At 74.6% G+C, this 22,939-nt stretch carries 21 protein-coding genes, 1 tRNA gene and 2 pseudogenes; 6 read left to right on the top strand and 18 right to left on the bottom strand.

Features of this window, described 5'->3' with window-relative positions; genetic code table 11:
* Positions 1-162: 162 nt before the first annotated feature.
* The 4 genes from ACTMS0_RS06740 to ACTMS0_RS06725 are packed head-to-tail and all read right to left on the bottom strand — an operon-like array spanning position 163 to position 5,597.
* Positions 163-762 carry an FMN-binding protein gene (locus ACTMS0_RS06740; protein WP_441154229.1) on the bottom strand — a complete coding sequence of 200 codons (600 nt, stop codon included), beginning with the start codon at positions 760-762 and terminating at the stop codon, positions 163-165.
* Between the two features lie 13 nt (positions 763-775).
* A complete protein-coding gene (locus ACTMS0_RS06735) occupies positions 776-2,197 on the bottom strand; it encodes a ferredoxin reductase family protein (RefSeq protein WP_441154228.1) in 1,422 nt (473 codons plus the stop codon).
* A complete protein-coding gene (locus ACTMS0_RS06730; protein WP_441154227.1) occupies positions 2,194-3,573 on the bottom strand; it encodes a DUF1501 domain-containing protein in 1,380 nt (459 codons plus the stop codon). The genes ACTMS0_RS06735 and ACTMS0_RS06730 overlap by 4 nt, the downstream gene beginning before the upstream one ends.
* 8 nt (positions 3,574-3,581) lie before the next feature.
* Positions 3,582-5,597 (bottom strand): DUF1800 domain-containing protein, encoded by a 2,016-nt coding sequence (locus tag ACTMS0_RS06725; RefSeq protein ID WP_441154226.1) that lies wholly within the window; start codon positions 5,595-5,597, stop codon positions 3,582-3,584.
* A 497-nt stretch (positions 5,598-6,094) separates the two neighbouring features.
* Between ACTMS0_RS06725 and ACTMS0_RS06720 the strand changes: the two genes are divergently transcribed.
* Positions 6,095-6,352 carry a DUF3040 domain-containing protein gene (locus tag ACTMS0_RS06720; protein ID WP_441154225.1) on the top strand — a complete coding sequence of 86 codons (258 nt, stop codon included), beginning with the start codon at positions 6,095-6,097 and terminating at the stop codon, positions 6,350-6,352.
* Positions 6,353-6,386: 34 nt separating this feature from the next.
* Here the strand turns inward: ACTMS0_RS06720 and ACTMS0_RS06715 are convergent, their stop codons facing one another.
* The 3 genes and pseudogenes from ACTMS0_RS06715 to ACTMS0_RS06705 form a co-directional block, all read right to left on the bottom strand.
* Positions 6,387-7,328: an SWIM zinc finger family protein gene (locus tag ACTMS0_RS06715; RefSeq protein WP_441154224.1), complete on the bottom strand. Its 942-nt coding sequence runs from the start codon at positions 7,326-7,328 to the stop codon at positions 6,387-6,389.
* Positions 7,325-9,796, bottom strand: a pseudogene (locus ACTMS0_RS06710) (DEAD/DEAH box helicase); the annotation flags it as partial. The pseudogene ACTMS0_RS06710 and the gene ACTMS0_RS06715, both read right to left, overlap by 4 nt.
* 152 nt (positions 9,797-9,948) lie before the next feature.
* Positions 9,949-10,690: pseudogene (locus ACTMS0_RS06705) on the bottom strand (ATP-dependent helicase); the annotation flags it as partial.
* A gap of 63 nt (positions 10,691-10,753) precedes the next feature.
* On the opposite strand from ACTMS0_RS06705, the gene ACTMS0_RS06700 reads away from it, so the two are divergent.
* Both ACTMS0_RS06700 and ACTMS0_RS06695 read left to right on the top strand, forming a co-directional pair.
* On the top strand, positions 10,754-11,629 hold the full coding sequence (locus ACTMS0_RS06700; RefSeq protein ID WP_441154223.1) for a carbohydrate kinase family protein: 876 nt from the start codon (positions 10,754-10,756) through the stop codon (positions 11,627-11,629).
* A gap of 87 nt (positions 11,630-11,716) precedes the next feature.
* Positions 11,717-11,923, top strand: a complete 207-nt coding sequence (locus ACTMS0_RS06695; RefSeq protein ID WP_441154222.1) for a hypothetical protein — start codon at positions 11,717-11,719, stop codon at positions 11,921-11,923.
* A gap of 81 nt (positions 11,924-12,004) precedes the next feature.
* On the opposite strand, the gene ACTMS0_RS06690 is transcribed toward ACTMS0_RS06695, so the two are convergent.
* Positions 12,005-13,153 (bottom strand): polysaccharide pyruvyl transferase family protein, encoded by a 1,149-nt coding sequence (locus ACTMS0_RS06690; RefSeq protein ID WP_441154221.1) that lies wholly within the window; start codon positions 13,151-13,153, stop codon positions 12,005-12,007.
* Positions 13,154-13,331: 178 nt separating this feature from the next.
* Here ACTMS0_RS06690 and ACTMS0_RS06685 point away from each other — a divergent pair, with 178 nt between their 5' ends.
* A complete protein-coding gene (locus ACTMS0_RS06685; RefSeq protein ID WP_441154220.1) occupies positions 13,332-14,279 on the top strand; it encodes a phosphotransferase in 948 nt (315 codons plus the stop codon).
* 15 nt (positions 14,280-14,294) lie between these two features.
* Here the strand turns inward: ACTMS0_RS06685 and ACTMS0_RS06680 are convergent, their stop codons facing one another.
* Positions 14,295-15,092 (bottom strand): alpha/beta fold hydrolase, encoded by a 798-nt coding sequence (locus tag ACTMS0_RS06680; protein ID WP_441154219.1) that lies wholly within the window; start codon positions 15,090-15,092, stop codon positions 14,295-14,297.
* A 22-nt stretch (positions 15,093-15,114) separates the two neighbouring features.
* Positions 15,115-15,333: a hypothetical protein gene (locus ACTMS0_RS06675; RefSeq protein ID WP_441154218.1), complete on the bottom strand. Its 219-nt coding sequence runs from the start codon at positions 15,331-15,333 to the stop codon at positions 15,115-15,117.
* Positions 15,334-15,455: 122 nt separating this feature from the next.
* Here ACTMS0_RS06675 and ACTMS0_RS06670 point away from each other — a divergent pair, with 122 nt between their 5' ends.
* Positions 15,456-15,755: a hypothetical protein gene (locus tag ACTMS0_RS06670; protein ID WP_441154217.1), complete on the top strand. Its 300-nt coding sequence runs from the start codon at positions 15,456-15,458 to the stop codon at positions 15,753-15,755.
* A 68-nt stretch (positions 15,756-15,823) separates the two neighbouring features.
* Positions 15,824-16,177 (top strand): hypothetical protein, encoded by a 354-nt coding sequence (locus tag ACTMS0_RS06665; RefSeq protein WP_441154216.1) that lies wholly within the window; start codon positions 15,824-15,826, stop codon positions 16,175-16,177.
* Positions 16,178-16,278: 101 nt separating this feature from the next.
* On the opposite strand, the gene ACTMS0_RS06660 is transcribed toward ACTMS0_RS06665, so the two are convergent.
* The 8 genes from ACTMS0_RS06660 to ACTMS0_RS06625 all read right to left on the bottom strand — a co-directional run bounded on the left by ACTMS0_RS06660 (position 16,279) and on the right by ACTMS0_RS06625 (position 22,784).
* Positions 16,279-16,761 (bottom strand): DinB family protein, encoded by a 483-nt coding sequence (locus ACTMS0_RS06660; RefSeq protein ID WP_441154215.1) that lies wholly within the window; start codon positions 16,759-16,761, stop codon positions 16,279-16,281.
* 143 nt (positions 16,762-16,904) lie between these two features.
* Positions 16,905-16,976 (bottom strand) — tRNA-Val (locus ACTMS0_RS06655).
* Positions 16,977-17,062: 86 nt separating this feature from the next.
* Entirely contained in the window at positions 17,063-17,530 is a 468-nt protein-coding gene (locus tag ACTMS0_RS06650) for a peroxiredoxin (RefSeq protein WP_441154214.1), read from the bottom strand.
* Positions 17,531-17,612: 82 nt separating this feature from the next.
* The gene (locus ACTMS0_RS06645; RefSeq protein WP_441154213.1) at positions 17,613-18,050 is read right to left on the bottom strand and encodes a DUF3052 domain-containing protein; all 438 of its coding nucleotides are present in this window, start codon (positions 18,048-18,050) and stop codon (positions 17,613-17,615) included.
* Between the two features lie 111 nt (positions 18,051-18,161).
* The gene (locus ACTMS0_RS06640; RefSeq protein ID WP_441154670.1) at positions 18,162-20,594 is read right to left on the bottom strand and encodes a transketolase C-terminal domain-containing protein; all 2,433 of its coding nucleotides are present in this window, start codon (positions 20,592-20,594) and stop codon (positions 18,162-18,164) included.
* Positions 20,595-21,191: 597 nt separating this feature from the next.
* A complete protein-coding gene (locus tag ACTMS0_RS06635) occupies positions 21,192-21,674 on the bottom strand; it encodes a MarR family winged helix-turn-helix transcriptional regulator (protein WP_441154212.1) in 483 nt (160 codons plus the stop codon).
* 225 nt (positions 21,675-21,899) lie between these two features.
* Entirely contained in the window at positions 21,900-22,304 is a 405-nt protein-coding gene (locus ACTMS0_RS06630) for a YjbQ family protein (protein ID WP_441154211.1), read from the bottom strand.
* Positions 22,305-22,373: 69 nt separating this feature from the next.
* Positions 22,374-22,784, bottom strand: coding sequence for a hypothetical protein (locus ACTMS0_RS06625; protein ID WP_441154210.1), 411 nt, complete (start codon positions 22,782-22,784; stop codon positions 22,374-22,376).
* Positions 22,785-22,939: the final 155 nt, after the last annotated feature.

The following is a 22,939-nucleotide window of genomic DNA, read 5'->3' as shown; positions in this document are numbered from 1 at the left end:
GGGCCTGTGTCGAAGTCCCGGCGCGAGCCGCGACGAGGCCCAGGCGGCGGTCCGGCAAGGCGGAGATTGGTCCGGATACCGGTGTTGTATCCGGACCAATCTCCAACGCCGCCGGTCGTCGTCTGGGTCCGGCGCGGCCGGGCTGTGACTTCGACACAGGCCCTAGGTCGCCCGGTCGATCGCGGCCTGCAGCGACTGGCGATACGAGTCGCTGGTCGCGGTCGCCCCGGACACGGTGTCGAGGTCCGCGCCCTGCTGCTGCACCACCAGCCCCGACGTGCCGCTGTACCGGTCGTTCACCTGCTGGCTGCGCTGGTCCGACTGGGCCGTCTCCTCCGGCAGCTCCAGCGTCACCGCGTCGACGATGCGCGAGCCGGAGAGGGTGATCTGGACCTGCACGTTGCCGTACTCGTTCTCCACCACCGGCCCGGTCACGGTCCGCGTGGTCGGCCGGGCGGCCGTGCTGCTCGTCCGAGGGGCGGACGGCACCCGCGCACCGGAGGTCGGGCCCGCATCGGGGCGCGTCGCGGGGGTGCGGGTGGCGCTGCGGCTGGGCCGGGGCGAGGCGGCGCCCGACGCCGACGCCTCCGGCGCGACGGCGTCTCGGCCGGCCGGGGTCGGCCCGGCGGGGGCGGGCGCGACCGGCTGCCCCTCGGCGGGCAGCTCCTGGGCGACCTGGCTGGCGCCCGGGCCGCTCTTCAGCACCACCATCGCGGTGGTGCTGGCGGCCAGGCCGGTGATCGCGAGCAGGGCGCGGCGCATGGGGAAGCCCTTCCTACAGCTCGAAGGTGGCGAGGTGGACCTGGCGGCGCGGCACGCCGGCCTGGCGCAGCACGGCCAGCGACTGCGCGACCAGGCCGGGCGGCCCGCACAGGTAGACGTCCCGGCGCACGAGGTCAGGGACCAGCCCGCGCAGCCCCTCGGGAGTGAGCACCTGACGGGGGCCGGGGTCGTTCCGGGAGCCGATGACGTACCAGATCCGCACGTCCCGGGCCTGGGCGAGCCAGTCCAGTTCCCGGTGCAGCAGCACGTCGGCCGGGGTGCGGGCCCGGTAGACCAGGGCCGAGCCGGGCGGCAGCTCCTCGAGCATCGCCCGGATCGGGGTGATCCCGCTGCCGCCGGCGATCAGCAGCACGCGGTCGCCGGTCCGGTGAGCGGCGGTGAACGTGCCGGACGGCCCCTCCGCCCACACGCGGGTGCCGGGGTCGAGGTCGCGCAGGTCCGCTGTGTACGCGCCGACCACCTTGACGGTGAGGCGCAACCAGCGGTCGTTGGCGGCGGCCGAGACGGAGAACGGGTGCGACTGCCACCAGCAGCCGCGGGTGACGAACCGCCAGCGGAAGAACTGGCCGCCGAGCAGGTCCAGCTCGCCCAGCCGCTCCCCGGTCAGGTAGATGGAGATCGTGTCCGGGCTCTCCGCGACCACGTCGGCCACCCGCAGCCGGTGCCGCAGGTTGAACGCCAGCGGCGCGACCACCCGACCCCAGATCAGGGCCGCGACGACCACGACGTACATGGCGATCCACAGGGTGCGGACCGGGCCGGGCCGGAAGAGCTGGGCCCCGTTGCTGAACTGGTGGCCGAAGCCGAGCAGCAGCGCGAGGTAGCTCGACAGGTGCAGGGCGTGCCACAGCTCGTACGGCAGCACCCGCCGGATCGCGCGGACGCTGGTGAAGCCGATCAGCACCAGCACACCGGCGGCGGTGAACGCGGACACCATGTCCTCGTAGTCGCGCAGCAGCACGCCCGCCTCGGTGAGGAGCGGGTTGTCCTCCAGGTCGGCGTACCCGACGAGGATCAGTGCCGCGTGCGCGAGCACCGCGACCAGCAGGGTGGCGCCGAGGTCACGGTGCCAGCGGGCGATCTGCTCGCCGCCGATCCAGCGTTCCAGGACCGGCAGGCGGCTCATCATCAGCACCTGCACGAGCAGCAGGTAGCCGGCGACGAGGCCGGTGATCCGGCCGGCGGCGGTGAGGGTCGCCGCGGTGTTCCGCAGGGAGCCGGCGGGGGTGTCCAGCCACCAGGGCAGCACGCCGGCGAGCAGGCCGAGCACGAGCAGCACGGCCAGCACCCGCCGGCCGCCGGGTCCGCACCGCGACGGCACCCGGGGGCGTACGCCGGCAGTCGACCGGCCGCCGGGCCGGGACGCGGTCGTCCCGGCCCGACGGCCGGCGGCGTGGGTACGGGGGTACGTCACGCGTACAGCTTCACCGGGGCGTACTTCATCCGCGGGAAGATCTTCGCCACCTCCGCGTTGGTGAGACCGAACCGGCCCTGCGCCACGGACCCGTAGACGTTGAACATGTTGTTGTACTCGGGTACGTCACCGGAGTCGAGTTCGTTCAACCCGTTCCACGTGCCGAGCAGGGAGCCGGCGAGCCGGCGGCCGGACAGGACGGTGACGACGCCGCCGTGCCCGTGGTCGGTGCCGCCGCTGTTGGAGGCGACCCGCCGGCCGAACTCGCTGGACACCATGACCGTGACGTCGGCGGCCCGGTCGCCGAGGTCGGTGAAGAACGCGGCCATCGCCGAGGCCAGCTCGTTCAGCCGCCGGTACAGCTGGCCGCCCTCGCGGCTGCCCTGGTTCTCGTGGGTGTCGTAGCCGCCCATCCCGACGGTGGCGACCCGGACGTTGGCGCCGCCCTTGATGAGCTGGGCGAGCTGCTGGAAGGCGTACCCGACGCCCCGGTACTCGACGCCCTCGGCCGGCTGGTACGGCTTCGCGGCGAGCTTCTGCGCGGTGGCCAGGGCGCCAAGGCCGTCCTGGACCGCCTCCTGGACCGGGTGGTTGATCCCGGTGAACAGGCCCCGGATGGCCTTCTCGGTGGCCGCCCGGTACTTCTCCTCGCCGTTGAGCCGCAACGAGCCGACGCTGTTCAGCGACAGCGCGCCGTTGGTGCCGACCAGCGAGCGGGGCAGCGTGCTGCCGATGCCGACGCTGCGGAACGCGGTGCCCTTGCCGAGCGCGTCGACCAGGCTGTCCAGCCAGCCCCGGCCGCCGGTCTCACCGGGCAGGCCACCGAGGTTGCAGGCGTCCGCGGCCTGGAAGTGGCTGCGGGACAGCCGCTCGTCGGAGACGCCGGGGATGAAACCGAGGTTGCCCGAGCGCAGCCACGGTTCCAGCGGCTTGAACGCGCTGGTCAGCTTGAAGCCGCGGCCGACGGCCAGCGAGTCGTCGGCGAGCAGCAGGTCCGGGCGGGCTCTGGCGAGCACCGGGTCGTCGGCCGGGGCGACCAGGCTCAGCCCGTCCAGCCCGCCGTAGAGGAAGACGTGGATCAGGGTGCCGGTCTTCGTCGCGGCGAAGGACGCCGACGTGGTGACGAACTGGGCGGTGGCGAGGGCGGTGGCGGTGGCGGCGGCGCCGGCCACGAAGGTCCGGCGGGTGACGCCGCGGCCGTCCTGCTGGGCCTCCTCCAGCTCCTCCAGCCGGCGGTAGCGGTCCCGCTCGGCGGCGTTCTCGGCGGCGACGACGTCGGCCTCCGCCCGCAGCAACGCCTCGGCCGGGTTGTCGGCCAGCCGCCGCACGTCGGGGCAGTCGGGGTGCAGGGGGTACGAGTACACAGTCTTCTCCATCGGAGGCCTCACCTGAGGTGGTGCTGGGGGGAAGCGAGGATCGCCCGCGCGATGGCGGTGACGGCCCCGTTGAACGTCGCGTCCACCCGGGCACCGGCCGACCGGCCGGCGATGCCGAGGATCAACGACTTCTCCTTGGCGCTCAGCTTCTGGCCGACCAGCCGCTGGGCGAGCGCGTCCACGTACGCCCCGGCGGTCGCCGGCGGCCGGGCCACCAGCTTCTCCGGCTTCCGGTACGTGAAGACGGTGCGGCGGGCGGCGACGAGCTCACCGGCCTCGTTCCAGCCGTTGACCATCGTGCCGGCCGACGTCCAGGCGACGTAGACATCCGGGTAGCCGTCCGGGGTGGGCTGGCCCATCGGGTACTGGCCCAGCTCGCGCATCGTTTCCTGGATCTGCCGCAGGCCGCGCCCGAACGGGGTGCGCCGGTTGTCGCCGTTGTCGTGGCCGGGCGAGGCCTCCGGCGAGACGCCGAGCGCGCGGTACGTGGCGACGAGGTACTCCATCGGGCGGCGTACCTTCTGCCCCACCGCGGCCCAGAACTCGGAGGAGCTGAACAGGGTCATCAGCAGCGGCTTGACCATGCCCTTGTTGGTCAGGTACGTCTTCGCCAGCCGGTCCACGAGAGACTTCGGCGGCGTGTCCGAGACGAACCGGGTGGCGAGACTCTGCGCCACGTACTTCGCCGTCGAGGGGTGCAGGGCGATGTACGTCAGGTACGCGTCGATCGCCGCCTCGGCCTTCTTCGGGTCCTTCGAGTTGTTGGCGTGGGTGAAGCCGAGGATCTTCACCTTGCCGACGTAGTGCCGCTCCGGGCGGAAGACGTACCGGCCGTCGGCGACGCCGCGTCCGGTCTGGAGCAGGGCCGCCTGCCGGACGTCCTTCTCGGTGTAGCCGCCGTCGACGCCGACCGAGTACAGCTCCAGGTTCTCCCGGGCGAGATTCTCGTTGACCGCTTCGGCGCGGGAGTCGTTCTGGTTGAGGTAGAGCAGCAGCGCGGGGTGCCTGTTCGCGGCGAGCAGCATGTCCGGGTAGCTGCCCAGGGCGTGCGCCCGGACCACGTCCCGGTCGAACGAGTTCCGGTACACCTCGCCGCCGTCGAAGTCGGCCGCGACGTGCAGGAAGTCGTTCCAGAAGTCGACCATCACCTCGTACAGCTGGCGGTCCGACCAGATCTGCCGGGCGATGGTGGCGTCGACCAGCTCCCGCTCGGGCTGGGCGCCCCGCTCGTTGAGCTGGTCGCGCTGCGCGCGCAACTGGTCGGTGCCGAGCTTGAGGGTGGGCAGCTCGGCGAGCTTGAGCTCGGCCTTCGTCGGCGCGATCTTTTCCGGGTCGAGCTGCCAGCGCAGCCAGCCGTCGATGCCCCGCTCCTTGATGTCGGCGAGGACCTTCGGGGTCACGCCGAAGGTGGCCCGCCGGGCCAGGTGCAGGATCGGGTCCTTGGCGAGGACCGTCTTGACGGTCACCGGGGTCTCCGCGGCGGCGGCCGCCGGCCCGGAGAACGTCCGGCCGCCGGCCGGGTTGTTCTTCTTCAGCGCCGCACCGGCACGCGAGCCCATGTAGCTCTCGTTCTGCTCGGTGTAGGTGCGCACGGTGCTCGGCTGCTGGCCGCTGGGCCGGGCGGCGGTCCCGTCGGTCACCTGGGTGCCGGTGGCGTCACCGGCCACCACGTCGTCACCGAAGAGGCCCCGGACCTGGGGCGTCATCGCCAGCGCGGCGCCGCCGGCGACCACCGCGGCGGTGCCGCCGAGCGCGGCGAGCGCCTTGCGGCGGCCCACCTTGCGGCCGGGCTCGCCGTCATCGTCCAGGTTGGACAGCCTGCCGCCGGGGATGCGGGCCGGGGTGGTGGACGGTCCGAAGCCGTTCGGACCGACCCACTGGGGGCCCTGCGGGGCGGGCGACTGGGGGGTGTCGTAGGCGTACGGGGTGGGCGCGTACGGGTCGCGGTACGCCTCGGGGTGGGGGCGCCCGTCCCATCCGCGGTCGTCCCACGGTCGACGTGGTGGCACATTCTGGTCGGCCATGTACCAATCCGTTTCTGCTGCGCCGCAACGGCCGTGACCGGGCAGGATGCGGGTGCGGCGGCGAATGCCTGAGGGGGTTGCTACGGGAAGGTAGCCAAGGGGTGAGAGGCCTTCAAGCAGCGTCGGAAGGCCCCGAACCGGCACTTAAGACGGCCCTCATCGCCCTTCCGGCGCCCCCGTCGCGGGCCGGCACCGGACAGATCGCCCGGAGCAGGGCCGACGTGGCCGGTCCGGGCACGCGCGTAACGTTTTCGGCCCACGCGGCGCTGATCGCGCCGTTCAACGGCACAGGCAAACTTAAGGTCCGGATAAGCCTGTCCTGAAGGGGCCAGGGATCCGCCCCCCGCGCACTGCGCCCGGCTGTCCCGCGCGGCGGGCCCGTGCGAATCCCACGCGGTGACGCCCGGAATCGCAAAGAGGCAGGAGCAGCGGAGCGTGAGCCGCCGCCCCAGCGGGTATGCCGCCGAACCGCTGCTGAACGCGTGAGGGGAAGGCACATGCTCAGCAAAGAGGATCAGCGCAGGTTCGAGCAGATCACCCGGCACCTCCGGGAGACCGACCCGGCTTTCTTCGCCCGGCTCGACAACCGCGCGCGGGGCCGTCGTGGCCGGTGGCTGATGTTGTTGACCATCGTTCTCTGGGCGGCGCTCCCGGCGACGACCGTACTGGCCGGACGGCTGGCCGGCGTGATCTGCGCGGTGGTCCTGGTGGCCAACGCCGCGGTCATGTGGCGTTTCCGCCGCCGCTGGCTGTGACGCCGCGGGCGACGCCGTACTTCCCGACAGCCGCTCAGTCGCCGAGCCGCCGGTACGCCCGGCGCAGCCGTTCCACCAGCCCCGGCCCGCCGATGGCGGGAGCGGGCGCGCCGAGCTGTCGGAGCAGCAGGTCCGGCCCGGTCGCCAGGGTGGGCGGCCGGTCGGGCAGCGGCACCGGCGGGGACCAGAACCGGTCCACCGCCTCGGCCAGCGGCGCCGGTGGCAGGCCGGTGACCGCCCGCGCGGTGCCGACCGGGGGGACGTCCACAGTGGTACGGGCAGCGCCGTCCGAGGTGGACCGCACCGCCGGGAGTGGGGCGGCGGCGGTACCGCGCAGGACCCGCAGCCGGTCGAGCAGCTCGTCCCGGCTCCGGCCCCGCCAGTGCAGCAGCTGGAACGGGTCGGCGTCGAAGGCCTCGGCGAGCAGGTAGAAGGTCGCCGCGAGGTGCTTGCAGGGGACGGCGGCGTCGGGGCAGTTGCACCGCTGGCTCAGCTCACCGATGGTGGCCGGGAACAGCGGCGCGCCGGCCGCGGCGAACAGCTCCTCCAGCTCGGCGGGCAGGTCCCCGGCGAGCAGGCGGGCGCTGAAGAACGCCTGCGCCGCCAGGTCGTCCTCCACCCGTTCCCAGAGCGCGGGCGGGAAGGCCGGCAGCGCGATGCGCACGTCGTACGGCCGGGGGCGGGAGCCCTGCACCACGGCCGTCACCTCGCCGGGCGCCACGTCGAGGCGGAGCACCTGGCCGGCGCGCGCGTACGACCGGCCCCGGGTGAGGCGGGTGCCGAGGGCGAACGACTCCAGCACCTCCAGGAACCGCCGGGACCACCAGGACCGGCCGATCGCGCCCCGGGTGCTGCGCGCCCGCAGTCCACCCTCGACCTTGCGGGGCGGCCCGTAGTCGGCGAACCGCCCTGGGACGCCGTCCCGCCGCTCGGCACCGTCCCGATCGGTCGTGCCACCACCGGCTCGCGGGCTCACTCGACCACCGCCCCGGCCTCCAGACGGAACAGGTCGCGCAGCTGGGCCGTGGACAGCTCGGTGACCCACTGCTCGCCGGTGCCGACGACCTTCTCGGCGAGGCGACGCTTGTCGGCGATCAGCGCCGCGACCTTCTCCTCCACCGTGCCCGCGCAGACGAACTTGCGGACCTGGACGCGCCGGCGCTGGCCGATGCGGAACGCCCGGTCGGTGGCCTGGTCCTCCACCGCCGGGTTCCACCAGCGGTCGACGTGCACGACGTGGTTGGCGGCGGTGAGGGTGAGCCCGGTGCCGCCGGCCTTGAGCGACAGGACGAACAGCGCCGGCCCGTCCGGGGACTGGAACCGGGTCACCATCGCGTCCCGGTCGGCCTTGCCGACACCGCCGTGCAGGAACAGCGTCTCCCGGCCGAAGCGGGCCGACAGGTGGGCGCGCAGCATGCCGCCGAACTCCGCGTACTGGGTGAAGAGGAGGGCCTTCTCACCCGCGGCGAGCACCTCGTCGAGGATCTCGTCCAGCCGGGCCAGCTTGCCGGAGCGGCCGTCCAGGGCCGAGCCGTCGCGCAGCAGGTGCGCCGGGTGGTTGCAGACCTGCTTGAGCCGGGTCATGGCGGCCAGCACGAGACCCCGGCGCTCGATGCCGTCGCTCGACTCGATCCGCGCCATCATGTCGTCGACCACCGCCCGGTAGAGGGCGGCCTGCTCGGCGGTCAGGTTGCAGACGACCTCCATCTCCAGCTTCTCCGGCAGGTCGGAGATGATCGACGAGTCGGTCTTGAGCCGGCGCAGCACGAACGGACCGGTGATCCGGCGCAGCCGCTCGGCCGCCTCGGCGTCACCGTGCCGCTCGATCGGCTCGGCGTACCGCTTCTTGAAGGTCGCCGCGGGGCCGAGCAGCCCCGGGTTGGCGAACTGCATGATCGACCAGAGGTCGGCGAGCCGGTTCTCCACCGGGGTGCCGGTGACGGCGATCCGGTGTCGCGCCGGCAGCGCGCGGACCGCCTCGGCCTGCCGGGTGGAGGCGTTCTTGATGGCCTGCGCCTCGTCCACCACCAGCCGGTGCCAGTCGACGCCGGCCAGGTCCACCGCGTCGCGGGCGGCCACGGTGTAGGTGGTGAGGACCAGGTCCGCCGCGTGCACGGCGTCGGCGAACGCGTCCCCCCGGGCCCGCTCGGCGCCGTGGTGGACGTGGACCCGCAGGCCTGGGGTGAACTTCGCCGCCTCCCGCTGCCAGTTGCCGACCAGCGACATCGGACAGACCAGCAGGGTCGGGCCGGCGTCCGGCGGGTCGCCCGCCAGCAGGGCGAGCAGTTGGACGGTCTTGCCGAGGCCCATGTCGTCGGCCAGCACCCCGCCCAGGCCCAGTGACTGGAGGAAGGACAGCCAGGCCAGCCCCCGCCGCTGGTACGGGCGCAGCGTGCCCCGGAACGACGGCGGCGCGTCCAGCGGGGTGAGCCGCCGCTCCACCGTGCCGGCGAGCAGGTCGCCCAGCGCGCCGTCGGCGCTCACCTCCAGTACGGGCAGCGCGTCCCCGTCGGCGTCGGACAGGCCGAGGCGCAGCAGGTCGCCGACGGTCAGCTCGCCGGCCGAGCGGAGCAGCCGCAGGCCGGCGGCGAGACGCTTCGGGTCCAGCTCGACCCACCGGCCGCGCAGGCGCACCAGCGGGGTCTTCAGTGCCGCGAGGGACGCCAGTTCGTCGGCGGTCAGCGGGTGGTCGCCGAGCGCCACCTCCCACCGGTAGTCCACCAGGGCGTCCAGCCCGACACCGCCGCCGGCCCCGGCGACGGTGCCCGGGGCGGTCCGGCTGCGCGCCTGGAGGCGGGCGCCGAGCCGGGACGACGGGCGCTGCCACCACGACGGCAGCAGGACCGCGAACCCGGCCGCGTGCAGCACGGGAGCACCCTCCCGGAGGAACCGGTGCGCGCCCTCCACGTCCAGCACCAGCGCCTCTGGCGTGGCGGTCCGCAGCGCCGCGTCCAGCTCCGGCCAGAGCCGGCTGGCCCGACCCAGTTCCGCCAGCAGCGTCTCCTGCGGAGCGTCCAGCCCGGTGACGGTCTCCGGCTCGTGCCAGATCCGCCCGGCGTCGACGTGCAGGCTCGGCTCGTCGGCGGCCTGGAGGCCGAACTCGACCCGCCAGAGCCCGTCGATCGGGGTGTGGGCCGAGGTGTCGGCCGGCACCACGGTGACCGGCTCGGTGATCTCGTCGAGTAGCGGCTCGATCAGGCGGAAACTGGCCCGGACGGCACCGCCCGCAGCGTCGCGCTGCCAGGCGTCCAGCTCGCCGCGGAGCGTCTCCAGGGCCGCCGGGTCGGCGGCGAAGTCGCGGTGCGGGCCGGTGAGCGCGGCCAGCCACGCCGGCACCGCGCCGAGCCGGCGTACGCCCTTGGCGAGCGCGGTGTCGGCGAGCGCGGCCCGCACGGCGGCGTCGGTGAGCCCGTCGAGCGCGTCGGCGACCAGCTCCCCCGGGTCCGACCCGGTACCGTCCCGCCCGGGGCCGGAGCCGACGTCACCTCGGCCGGCGATGCCGCCGCCACGGCCCGCCTCGACCATGGCAGCGGCATCGCGGCGTCCCGCCGGGCCGGACCCCGCGATGGCGGCGGCATCGAGTGGATCGAGCTGGACCTCGACGGCGGCCCGGGCGGCCGGCGGCAGCGCCAGCGCGAGGGAGCGGGCCCAGGCGGCGTCCGTGCCGGTCAGCAGGGGCCGCCACACGGCCCGCGCGTTGACGGCACGATCACCCGGCTTGGTCGGCTGCCCGGCGTTCGCGTCCGTGCCGGTCCGGTCCACCGCCTCCGACCCGGTCGACGGCATCGCATCCCGGACCGTCAGCCGGCGCCGCTCCGCACCGCGGGCCCGGGCCGGTTCCTCGTCGCGTCGCCCGGCCACTCCGGCCCCGGCCAGCGGCAGGACGCCGGGCAGGACTCGGCCACGCGCCGCCAGGTCGGTGGCGAAGGCGGCCAGCTCGGCGAGGTGGCGCAGGGTCGCGCCAGGCACGGCCACCTCGGCGACCCGGCGCAGCAGGGGCAGGGCGGCGTCCGGTGCGTACGCCAGGACGGGAACCCGCCACCCGGCCAGGGTGACCGGCCCGCGGACCGGCTCGACCGGCTCGGTGCGGACCAGTTCCGGCGAGTCGAGCGGCGAGCCGGCGCGGGTGGGCAACGTGAGCAGGGCCGTCCCGAGCGCGGTCGGCTCGGCCACCTCGGCCAGGGCGGCGGCGAGCACGGCGTGGTCGGCGGCGAACGGGTGCGGGCGCTCCCGGGGTGCCCGGCCGGGGCGGCGCGGGGCCTGGGGTGGGAGCGCGCTGTCCTCGGCCCACACGGCGAGCCCGGTGCCGGGCCGCCACGACCCGTGGATGACCAGCACGCGCTCCCCCTCGTCGACGCCCGGGCCCAGGATAGGCGGCCCGCACCGGCTATCGTCGCCGCCGTGGACGACCTGCTCGTGATCGGGGGCCTCGGGGTGGACGTGCGGGTCCGCGTCCCGGCGCTCCCGCTGCCCGCCGCCGACTCCTTCACCGTCGAACCGATCGACCTGCGCATCGGCAACACCGGGGCGGGCGTCGCGCTCGCCGCGCACGCGCTCGGCCTGCGCGTGACGGTGGTGGACGTGCTCGGCGCCGACCCGGCCGGGGAGGTGGTGCGGGCGGCGCTGGCACGGACCGGCGTACGGGCGGTGCTGGCCGACGCCCCCGCCGGTACGCGACGGTCGGTGAACCTGGTCGACCCGGCGGGGCGGCGCAGTTCGCTCTACGACCCCCGGCCGTGGTCGGGACCGGCGCCGTTCCCGTCGGAGGAGCTGGCCGCGCTGGTCCGGGGCGCGGCGCACGTCCACGTCTCGATCATGGACTGGGCCCGGGACGTGCTGCCCGCGGTCCGGGCCGCGCTCGCCGAGGGTGTCGCGCTCTCCACCGACCTGCACGACTGGGACGGCGCGAACCCGTACCACCGGCCGTTCGCGGAGGCCGCCGACCTGGTCTTCGTCAGCGGGGTCCGGTTGGGCGACGACGCCAAGGCGGTGGCCGCGGGCCTGGCGCCCCGGACGGTCGTGGTCACCCGTGGCGGCGACGGCGCCGACGTGCACCCGGCCGGCGGCGCGCCGACCCGGGTGCCCGCCACCGCGCCGCCCGCGCCGGTCGTCGACACCAACGGCGCCGGTGACGCCTTCGCGGCGGGCCTGATCGCCGCCCGCCTGCGGGGCGCGACGCTGGCCGACGCGGCGGCGTACGCGGCCCGCGTGGCAGCCGCCGCCTGCACCCACGACGGCATGGAGTACCCGCCGACCCTGCTCCCCCGACCCGCCTGACCTGCGGTACGCGTCGCGCGGGGACCCCGGCCCGGGCCGGCGTGCGCTTCCGCTGCGCTGGTACGCGGCTCGGGGCAGGATGGGCGCATGGCATCAACCGTGGAGATCCCCCTGGTCGGTGGCGCAGCCGACGGGCAGACCGTCACCGTCGAGCTGGACTCGAACGGCCGGCCTCCCCTCACCCACCACCATCTGGGCGACGGTGGGCTGGCCGAGGCGGAGATCTACGAGTTGGAGACGGTGGAGGCCACGACCGACCGGTGGCGCTACTGCTGGCGCGGCCGGGCGGTCTGAGCCGGCGACCGGCGGAGCAGACGCGGCGGGCCCGCCGGCGGCGGGCGGCCGACCGCCGCACCGCGGGGCGGCACGGCAGCCTCAGGCGTTGACGCGGATCATCGACTGGGCCCGGAGGCTCTCCAGGACGGCGCGGGTGACCTGGGAGGTGCCCCGAGCCTCCTCGCACACGTCGGCCACCCGCCGGGCGGTGGCCTCGGCGCGCTGCTCCCGCTCGTCCCACAGCCGGTCGACCTCGGCCAGCAGCGGGCCCTCCACCTCCCGCTCCACGCCCCGCAGCGCCGGTACGCCGAGCCGCTGGGCCAGGTCGAAGACCTTGCCGGCGTACGGCAGCGGCAGGAACGGGGTGCCGACCATCGCGGCGAAGATCAGGAAGTGCAGCCGCATGCCGACCGCCAGGTCGAAGTGGCGCATCAGGCCGAGCACCTGCTGGGGCGAGTACGTACCGTGCAGGATCCGCCCCCGCTCGGCGGCGATCATGTGCGACAGCACGCCGTGCGAGTGCCGGATGTCGTCCCGCTCCATCGGGACGAACAGGACGTACGCGTCGATCCGCTGCACGAGGAAGTCCCCGATCTGGGCCAGCAGCCGGTGATAGCCGTCGACGTCGAGCCGTTCGGCGGCCCGGCCCGGCTCCCGTACGCTGATGCCCACCAGCCGCCTGCCGGCCGGCACCCCCTCCTCGCGCAGCAGTTGCTCGGGGAATTCTTCGGGTTCCAGCAGGAATGCCGGGTCGGCGGTGACAGTGATCGGGTTGAGCAGACCCGCCTCCTCCAGCACCATCCGGGACTCCTGGTCCCGCACGGTCACCTGGGCGGCGCCGGCCAGGGTCTCGCGCACCATCCCCGTGTCCACGCTCTCGCTGAGCGGGCCGACCCCCACCGCGTACGTGAGCAGCGGCAGGCCGCGCTCCTGGGCGACCCGGACGACGCGCAGGTACCGGCGGGCCTCCCGGTCGTACAGGATGCCGCCGCCGCCCAGGATGAGCAGGTCGAGCTGCGCGAGCACGAGTGACGAGTCGTTGCGGCTGACGCCCTCCCACGGCACCGCCTCCACGTCCGGGTGCGCCACCCGGGTGTGGGCGGGGTTACGCGAGAAGACGATGATCCGGGCGCGCGGCTCCTGCTCCCGCAGGTCGCGCAGGAGGCCGGTGAGGATCGCCTCGTCGCCGAGGTTGCGCCCGCCGTACGAGCCGAGCACCCCGATGGTCAAGCCGGCGCCACGCGTCATCCGTCGCTCCTCCCCAGGTGCGTCCGGCGCCGTTTTCCCGGTACGCCCGTGAACAGTCCTGGCCGCTCCGCCGGGGGCCGCGCGTACCCCGCTCGGGGCACGCAGCGGCCGTCGCGCTCCCGCCGTCGGGCTCGAAATGTCGTTGCCGGGACACCGGGTCCTCGGCGACGGTGGGCACATGGTTGAGCCGGCGACCGCGCACGTCAGGACCCGGATCGGCTGGGCGGATCTGCCCGACCACGTCCGGTCCGCCGTGGAGGACATCCTCGGCGACCGGGTGGTCGAGGCGGCGTCGCAGCCCGGCGGGTACTCGCCAGGCACCGCCGACCGGGTCCGCACCGCCCGGGGCACGCGGGCGTTCGTCAAGGCGGTGAGCCCGGCGCAGAACGCCGACAGCGTCCGCCTGCACCGCACGGAGGCGCGCAACACGGCGGCCCTTCCCGCGTACGCCCCGACGCCCCGACTGCTCGGCCTGCACGACGACGGCGAGTGGGTGGCGCTGGTCCTCTCCGACGTGGCCGGGCGGCATCCCGCCACGCCCTGGCTGCACGCCGAGCTGACCCGGGTGCTCCGCACGCTGGAGACGTTGGCGACGGCCCTCACCCCGAACCCGGTGCCGCACGTGCCGACGGCCGCCGAGCAGTTGGCGTACGACCTCGCCGGCTGGCAGCGGATCGCCGCCGACCCGCCCGGCGACCTCGACCCGTGGGCGGCGGCGCACCTGACCGACCTCGTCGACGCCGCCGGTTGGGCGGCCGCCGCGCTGTCCGGCGACACCCTCTGCCACGTCGACATCCGCGCCGACAACCTGCTCATCGACGACACGGGCGCGGTCACCGTGGTCGACTGGCCGTGGGCGTGCCGGGGGCCGGCCTGGTTGGACACGGCGCTGCTGCTGGTCAACGTCCACCTGCACGGTGGGCACGACACCGAGACGCTGCTGCGCCGGCTGCCGCTCACCGCGGACGTCCACCCGGACGCCCTCACCGCGTTCTACGCGGGCCTGGCCGGCTTCTTCCTCGACAGCGCCCGGCGACCGCCCCCGCCCGGCATTCCCACGGTCCGGGCCTTCCAGCGCGCCCAGGCCGACGCGCTGCTGCCCTGGGTGGCGCGACGACTGGCCTGACCGGACGCGGTCCTGTCAGCCAGGCGCGGTCGTCGGGTGGGTGAGGAACGGCAGGACGGCGGCCGGCAGGGCCGGTGACGTGAGGATGTCGTAGTGGGTGAGGCCGGGCAGCACCGCCAGGCGTGCGGCCGGCCGGTCGGTGCCGTCCCAGCCGGCGTCCCGGTGGCCTCCGCCGAGCAGCCCGAAGAACTCCACCACGTGCGCGGTGGTGATCGAGTCGGCGTCGGCGAAGACCAGCAGTGTGGGCAGGGTGAGGGCGGCCACCTCGGGCGACCAGTCGTACTCGCGGCGCAGCAGATCCCCCGACTTCGCCCAGAGCCGGGGCCAGTCCGCGGGCCGGGGCGCGACGCGCGCGTAGAGATCGTGCATCCCGGTGCCGCGCATCCGCTCGCCCGTCGTCTCGTCGTGCCGGGCCATCGCGGCGAGCACCTCGGGGTACCAGCCCTGCCGCCGGCACGGTGCGGAGACCACCACGAGCCGGCCGACCAGGCCGGGGTGCTGGATCGCGGTCCGCAGCGCCACGCCGCCGCCGAGCGAGTACCCGAGGACGTCCGCCCCGGTCAGGCCGAGGTGGACGATCAGCGCGGCCACGTCGTCGGCCATCGACTCGTACCGCAGCGGGCGGTCGACGTCGGCGGTCCGGCCGTGACCCTGGAGGTCCACCGCGATCACGCGGCGGCGCCCGGCCAGCGCCGGGAGCAGCGGGGCGAACATCTCCGTCGATCCGAAGCCGCCGTGCAGCAGCACCAGCGGCCGGCCGGCGCCGTGCTCCGCGTACCAGAGCCGCAGCCCGTTGACCTCGGCGTAGCTCACCTCGCCCGCCCGCCCTGCGGCCTCATGCCGCCGCCCGCGTCAGCGCGGCGACCGCGCGGGCGGCCGCGGCGCGGACGTGTCGCGCGTGCGGACCACCGAGCGCCACGACCAGGCCGTCGTCGACGTCGTGCCCCTCGGCGAGCCGGCGGCACCCGGCGACCAGCTCCGCGCGGCTCCGGCGCGCCGCCTCGGCCTCCGCCCTCAGCCGGGGAGTCGGTCTCCCGGGTCCGCGCACCACCATGTCGCGAGTATGCAGGCCGGCGGTGACAGCGGAGGACTCACCTGACCGGCACGGCCGAGGTGACCTGGGCCAGGCGTACGGCGGCCGCCAACCCCGTTGACGTCCGTCCCTACCGTCCGGGCATGACAGGGACCTGGATCGCCATCACCGTGGCGGGCTTCGTCCTGCTGGGGACGACCCTCGTGACCGCCACGCACCGCCGGCGCGTGGCCCGGCTGGCGCCCCTGGACCGGGCCCGGCTCGCGGCCCGCGGCCTGCGCCGCGGGGACCGCACGCGCCGGGGCCGCGGCCGGCGCGGCGGCGGTGACCACTTCGGCCGGACGAAGATCCGCAAGTACGGCGACGAGCACCACGACGGCAACACCGGCAGCGGTGGCGGCGACTCGGGCGGCGGCGACAGCGGCGGCGGCTCGTCCTGGTGACGCGCTGACACCTCGGCCGTCATCGCCGGCTTGCATCCGGTACGTAGGTACAGGCTTAGGGTCGTGACATGAGTGACCAGCACAGCACGGACGACGTGTGGGCGCCGGACGCGTGCACACTGCCGACGGTCGAACGGCCGCTGCGGCTCGCGGAGTTCGACCGGTTCTTCGTCGACGCGGTCCGGGGCGTCGAGCGGCTGTCGGCGGGACATCTACGGCTGCGGCTCGACGGCTCGGGACAGGTGGAGGCGACGGCGCGGGACCTGACGGCGCGCGAGGCGACCTGCTGCTCGTTCTTCTCCTTCGACCTGTCGCGGTCCGGCCCGGACTCGCTCACCCTGGACGTCCGGGTGCCGGCCGGACACGTCGACGTGCTCGACGCCCTCGCCGGGCGAGCCACCTCGGTACGGGGCGAGCGGTGACCGGGCTCCGCAGTGCCGGCAGTTCCTGCTGCCCGCTGCCGTTCGCCGAGAGGAACCACGGTTGACCCGGCGCGGATGATGATCGTGTGAAGGTGAGCGGGCTACTCGCCGAGGAGTTGCTCGCGCAGGATGTCCGCGTGCCCGCAGTGCTGAGCGAGCTCGCGCAGCATGTGGAGGTACACCCAGCGGAGCGGGAGCGGGCCGCGCCGGTTGCCGTGGAGCAGGTCGTCCAGCTCGAGGGATGACGTCGCGCGGCGTGATGCTTCGCAGGCTTCGCGATACGCCTGCTGGATGCTGGCGATGGTGTCGTCGTCATCGAGGATGAACGACTCGTCGGGCGTGGCGGGGATGCCGATCTCGGCGCGCGACCGGCACGTGACGGCCTCGTCGAACCAGACCTTCTCGACGAAGGTCGCGTGCTTCACCAGACCCAGCAGCGTCGTCCTCGAGGGCACCAGCGATCGGCGCACCTCCTCCTCGGTCAGCCCGTCCAGGCAGCGGTCGAGAGCGCTGCGGTGCTCGTCGAGAAAGGCCTCGAACTGGGCCTTGGCTGGGCTGTTGACGGCGTCTTCGCTGAACGTCACCGGGAGAGCGGGCATGCGCCAAGCATCCAAGAGTGGCCACGCAGGAGCAACAGAGATCGGTGCTCACGTCGGCCGGGGTAGGAGCACCGGACCGGATGGCGTGCTGTTCCCTTCGGTCCGGTGTCGGTGCTGGTGGTGATGGGTGGGCGCGGCAGGTTTCGAACCTGCGACCCCTCGCTTGTAAGGCGAGTGCTCTCCCACTGAGCTACGCGCCCGGGCGCCCGTACGGCGGGCCGGAGGTTGGCAAGCTTACCCTGCCGACCGTGGGCCACGTCGCACGGCCGCGTACGGGTCGTCCGGGTCAGGCGGTGGCCGTCTCGGCGAGCGCCTTGCGCCAGCCCTGCTGGTCGCGGGCCTCCCCCGGCATGTTCATCTCGGCGAAGCGGACCACGCCCGCCTTGTCGATGACGAAGGTGCCGCGGTTGGCGATGCCGGCGACGTCGTTGAAGACGCCGTACGCCTGGGCGACCGCGCCGTGCGGCCAGAAGTCCGACAGGAGCGGGAACTGGTAGCCCTCCCGCTCGGCCCAGACCTTGTGCGCGAACACCGAGTCGACGCTGACGGTCAGCACCTGGACGTCGTCGTTGACGTACTCGGTCAGGTTGTCCCGCACCTCGCACAGCTCACCCTGGCAGACGCCGGTGAAGGCGAGCGGGTAGAAGACCAGCAGCACGGTGCGCTTGCCGCGGAAGTCGGAGAGCCGGACCTCCTGGTTGTTCTGGTCCTTGAGCACGAAGTCCGGCGCCTCGGCGCCAACCTCGATGGGCATGGGAGAACTCCTTGCGTCGAGTCGAAGGTGACGACAGCGTCCCACACACGGTGGTGGCCCCACCGTGTGTGAAATTGCTCAGTTACTTCTTGGGCTTCGACCCGCGCCGGAGCACCAGCCGGGCGCCGCTCCAGTCCCGGCCGGCGTTGATCGTGGAGGTCTGCTGGAGGCCGGCGGTGGGCGCGGACTCGGCGACCTCGCTCGGCTCGACGTGCCCCTCGCGCCCGGCCTTGGGCGTGAGCAGCCACACGACGCCGTTGTCCGCCAGCGGGCCGAGGGCGTCGACGAGCAGCTCGAAGAGGTCACCGTCGCCGTCCCGGTACCACACCAGCACCGCGTCGACCACCTCGTCGGTGTCCTCGTCGACCAGATCCCCACAGCGGTCGGTCAGGGCGTCCCGGAGATCCTGGTCGACGTCGTCGTCGTACCCCATCTCCATGACGACCATCCCCGGCTCGATCCCGAACCGGTCCGCCAGGCTGCGTACCCCGTCGGCGGCCTGACCAGCGGTCGCGCTCACTGTCGCGTGCCTCCTCATCTCATCCCTGCTCGCGGCGTCGTACGACGCCGTCGGGCCAAGTCCACACAGTTGCGGCTCGCCGCGCAAGTGGCGCACCGGGTGGAACGGAATTTACCGTGCCAGGAGCGTGCGGGCACCCTGGGTAATGGCATCCTCGGAGACCAGAACCCGACGGGCAGCCGGACCTAATGGTACAAACGAGTCAACTGCGGCTACTCGTCGCGCCGCTCCGACATATCCGGCATCGACCAGGGCCGCGATCACCCCTTCGCCGACCCCGCCCGACCGCCGCGTCTCGTCCACGACCAGCACCCGGCCGGTCGCCGTGGCCTCCCGGATGAGGTCGGCGACCGGCAGCGGCGCCAGCCAGCGCAGGTCCACCACCCGGGCGCCCACCCCCTCCTCGGCCAGCGCCGCGGCGGCGCGCAGCGACAGCCGCAGCCCGTTACCGAAGGTGATGATCGTGATGTCCTCGGCCGAGCCCACGCCGTAGACGCGGGCGCGGCCGACCGGCACGTGCGCGCTCGACCAGGCGCCCGGTTCCGCGTACTCGGCGAGCCACTCCCCGTCGCCCTCGCTGTGCAGGTCGCGGGTGTGGTAGAGGGCGATCGGCTCCAGGAACACGCAGACACTGCCGTCGACCGCCGCGCTCGCCAGGCAGGTCCGGAGCATGGGCGCGGCGTCGTCCGGCCGTGCCGGCACCGCGACCACCAGGCCGGGGATGTCCCGGAGTACGGCCACCGAGTTGTCGTTGTGGAAGTGCCCGCCGAACCCCTCCTGGTACGCCAGCCCCGCGACCCGGACCACCATCGGGTTCCGGAACGCCCCGCGCGAGAAGAACTGCATAGTGGCCGCCTCGCCGCGCAGCTGGTCCTCGGCGTTGTGCAGGTACGCGAGGTACTGGATCTCGGGCACCGGCAGCATCCCGGCCAGCCCGGCACCGAGGCCGAGCCCGAGGATCGACGTCTCGTCGAGCAGGGTGTCGAACACGCGGCCGGCGCCGAAGCGTTCCCGCAGCCCCTTCGTCACCCCGTACACCCCGCCCTTGGCGCCGACGTCCTCGCCGAAGACGGCCATCTGCGGGTGGTCCAGCAGCCCGTCGGCCAGCGCGGCGTTGATGCTCTGCGCGAGCGTCAGCGGGCCGGCCAGCTCCGGGAGTTTCCCGCCGAAGGCCTCGACCCGCGCGGGCACCCCCGGACCGGCCGCCCGCGCGGCCGCGTCGGCCACCGCCCGGGCCACCCGGACCGGTCGCCGGGGCGCCAGCGGGGCGACCACCTCGGCCGGGTCGGCCAGTTTCGGCTCGTCCAGCACCTCCTCGGCGATCCGGCGCACGCGCCAGCCGATCTCGTCGTACCGGGCCAGCAGGTCAGCGCCGGTGGCGACGCCCGCCCCGACCAGCAGCCGTGCGGTGGCCAGCAGCGGGTCCCTGTCGAGGTCCGCCGCGATCTCCGCGGCGGTGCGGTACGCGCTCTCGGCGTCCGCGCCGGCGTGCCCCATCAGGCGGACGGTGGACAGGTGCAGCACGGCCGGGCGCCGGTGCCGGCGGACCCACGCCGCCGCCTCGGCCGCCACCGCGTACGCCCCCAGCAGGTCGCTCCCGTCGGCGGCGAAGTAGCGGATCCCCGGCTTCGAGCGCAGGGTCGCCTCCACCCAGCCCCGCGGCGAGCGGACGCTGATCCCGAGGCCGTTGTCCTCGCAGACGAAGAGGACCGGGATGCGCAGGCCGGTGTGGTCGTACCAGCCCGCGGTGTTGAGGGCGGCCGTGGCGCTGGCGTGGTTGACCGACGCGTCGCCGAACGAGCAGACCACGATCGCGTCCGGTGGCCACGACGCGTGGGACGCTCCCCCGCCGCTGCCGGCCCGGACCCCGGTCCGCCGGCCCGCCCCGTCGAGCCGGCGCAGCCGCTCCACCGCGAGGCCCATGCCGACTGCCCGCGGCAGGTGCGAGGCGATCGTGGAGGTGGTCGGCACGACGGCGAGATCGGATCGGCCGAACACCTTGTGCCGGCCGCCCGCGATCGGCTCCCGCGCCGAGGCGACCATGCCGCGCAGCACGTCACGGGCCGCGTCCGCGTACCCGGGTGCGAGGGGCCGGTCCGCGACGGGCCCGGCGGTGCTGTCGGTGCCCTCGGGCACGTCCGCCACGTGGGCGGTCGCGGCCACGGCGGACCGCTCCGGGCCGCCTGGCCCGGAGTCGTCGGGGGCGGCGGCGTCGCCGGGGCCCGCGGCGGCGTCCGGGCCGTCGGCGGACCGGGCGCCCGGGACGAGGTCGGGCCCGGCGGCTCCGGGCCCCGTCCGGTCGTCGGGCTCCGTCGTGGCGTCGGGCTCCGTCGTGGCGTCGGGCTCCGTCGTGGCGTCGGGCTCCGTCGTGGCGTCGGGCTCCGTCGTGGCGTCGGGCTCCGTCGTGGCGTCGGGCTCCGTCGTGGCGTCGGGCTCCGTCGTGGCGTCGGGCTCCGGGGCGGCCAGGTCGACACCGGCGGTCACGGCGTTCCGGTCGGCTGCGGATGGCGAGGCGGGCAGCTCGGCCTCCGCGCGCTCCGGCAGCGGGACGGCGGTACGGACGCCGTTGGTGGGTGCGTCCGGTCCGGACGGGGCAGCGTCCTCCACGCGTTCGGCCGGAGCGGCGTCGTCCGCGCGGCGCGGCAGCGGGACCGTCGCGGCGTCGCCGGCCGCGCCGGGCAGCGCCACCCGGTCGCCCTCCGCGGGGCGGTCGGTCGTTCCGTGCGGTACGTCGTCGACGTCGGCGGCCTGGGCGGCGCGGACGCAGTAGAAGGCGCCCGAGCGGTAGTGCAGCAGCGCCGGGTCGGTGGGCCGCAGGGCGGCGGCGATCGCGGCGTTGCCCTCGTGGCCGGCCGAGCCGATCGTGTAGAACCCTTCGCCGAAGCTGCGCAGCCAGCGACCGGCGAGGTCGAGCTGGCGGCTGACGACCTGGGCGTCGAAGAGGTCCAGCGCCTGCGCCCCGGTCAGTGGCGCGTCGTCGATGACGGGCCGGGCGGGATCCCGCCGTCGCTCGTCGTCGGCGGACAGTGCTCCCAGCGCCTCGCGGAGCCGTTCGTCAAGATCGTGCGGGGTGCTCACGACGGACAGCATTACCGACCAGGGCCCGGTCCGCCCACCGGGACACGATCGGCGCGACCGCGCCTACTCCGCCCCGCACGCCTCCGGGCAGCCGCCGTCGGAGACCTTGAACACCAGGTCGCGCAGGGTGGCGAGCTCGGCGTCGGTGAGGCCGGCGAGGAGGCGGGAGTCGGACATCACGCGGTGGACCCGCGCCCGCATGCGCCGGCCGGCCTCGGTCACCACCAGCGTCTTCTGCCGCCGGTCGGCGGGGTCGACCCGGCGCTCCACGAGGCCCGCCTGCTCCAGCTTGTCCACCAGCGCGGTGACGTTGGACCGGTCGCAGCGCAGCTGCTCGGCCAGGTCGCGGGCGGGCAGCGGATGGTCGGGGTCCAGCTCGTGCAGGGCCCGGGCCGCGGCGGGGGTGAGCCCCAGCTCGGCGATGTCGACGTCCTGGTAGTGCCGGATGGCCGAGGCGATGTGCATGATCCTGCGCACCGCGTCTCCGGCCAGCCCGGAGCGACCGGTCGCATCGGAGCCGGTCGGCGAGACGGTGCCCTGCGCCATGGCTCACATTCTACGTCCGGCCAGGTGACATCCATGATCACGCTCCCGGGCCGGCCGGAGTGGACAGCGCCGGCCCCGGCGGGTTCGCCGCGATGACCCTGCACCTGGCGCTGTTGCCCCGGAGGCACGCACTTTCACTGAAAGAGTGGTCATCCGGCCCGGGATGGCCACTCTTTCAGTGAATGAGGGGCATCTGAGGGGCGGCGTGGCGGGCGGGGGGCGGCGTCAGCCCGGGAGGAAGGAGAAGCGGACCTGGCGGGTCGGGTTGTCGCCGTTCGGGTCGACCAGGCACAGCGACTGCCAGGTGCCGAGGGCCAGCCGCCCGCCGACCACCGGCAGCGTCGCGTACGGCGGCACGAACGCCGGCAGCACGTGGTCCCGCCCGTGGCCGGACGAGCCGTGCCGGTGCCGCCATCGGTCGTCGGCGGGGAGCAGGTCGTCGAGCGCGGTGAGCAGGTCGTCGTCGGACCCGGAGCCGGTCTCGATGATCGCGAGCCCGGCGGTGGCGTGCGGGACGAAGACGTGCAGCAGGCCGTCACCCTGCCCGGCGACGAACCGTTCGGCCTCGGCCGTGATGTCCCGGACCGTCGGCCGCGACCCCGTCTGGACCGTGATCACCTCGGTACGCATACGCCGCATTCTGCCCGAGCGACCGGGTGCCCGCCCGGACGACTGCCCGTCCGGACGACCGGGCCTGCGTCACCAGCTGCCGCCGCCCCCGCCGGAGTCCCCGCCGCCACCGGAGGACCAGCCGCCGCCGGAATCGCCACCACCGGAGAACCAGCCGCCACCGGAGTCCCCGCCCGACGACCCGCCGCCCGAGTCGCCGGTGTCGCCGTAGTCCCGGTTCCGGTAGTCGGCGCCGATGTCCCCGACCGGCCCCGGAATGGTGCCGAGCGCTCCGCCGCCTCGGCCGTGCGCCGCTCGTGGCGAGGAGGCCCGCGCCCCGGCCCACGCCACGAGCGCGCCGAAGAGGGCCAGCCCCACGCCGAGGACGAGGACCGGCAGCCCGGCGGGATCGCCCGCGAGGAGACCGGCTCCCGCGGCGAGCGCCAACGCCACCCCGCCCAACCCCAGCAGTACGCCGAGAGCCACCTGTCGTGCGTTCATGAGCGGCACGGTAGGGATCGCCCGCAAGGGGCCTCGCGGCGCCGGCGCCCGGAGGCGTACGCCGGGGTGAACCCGCGACCAGGGAAAAGTTACCGACGGGTACCTGTGTCGAGCGTCGCGTCTCCCGGCGGTGGACGTGACGGAGGGCGGCACGA

This window comes from Micromonospora sp. H33 (genome assembly GCF_052068455.1).
Classification (GTDB): Bacteria; Actinomycetota; Actinomycetes; order Mycobacteriales; family Micromonosporaceae; genus Micromonospora.
Note: the sequence above shows the minus strand (reverse complement) of the source record. Positions and strands in the feature narration are given on the sequence as shown.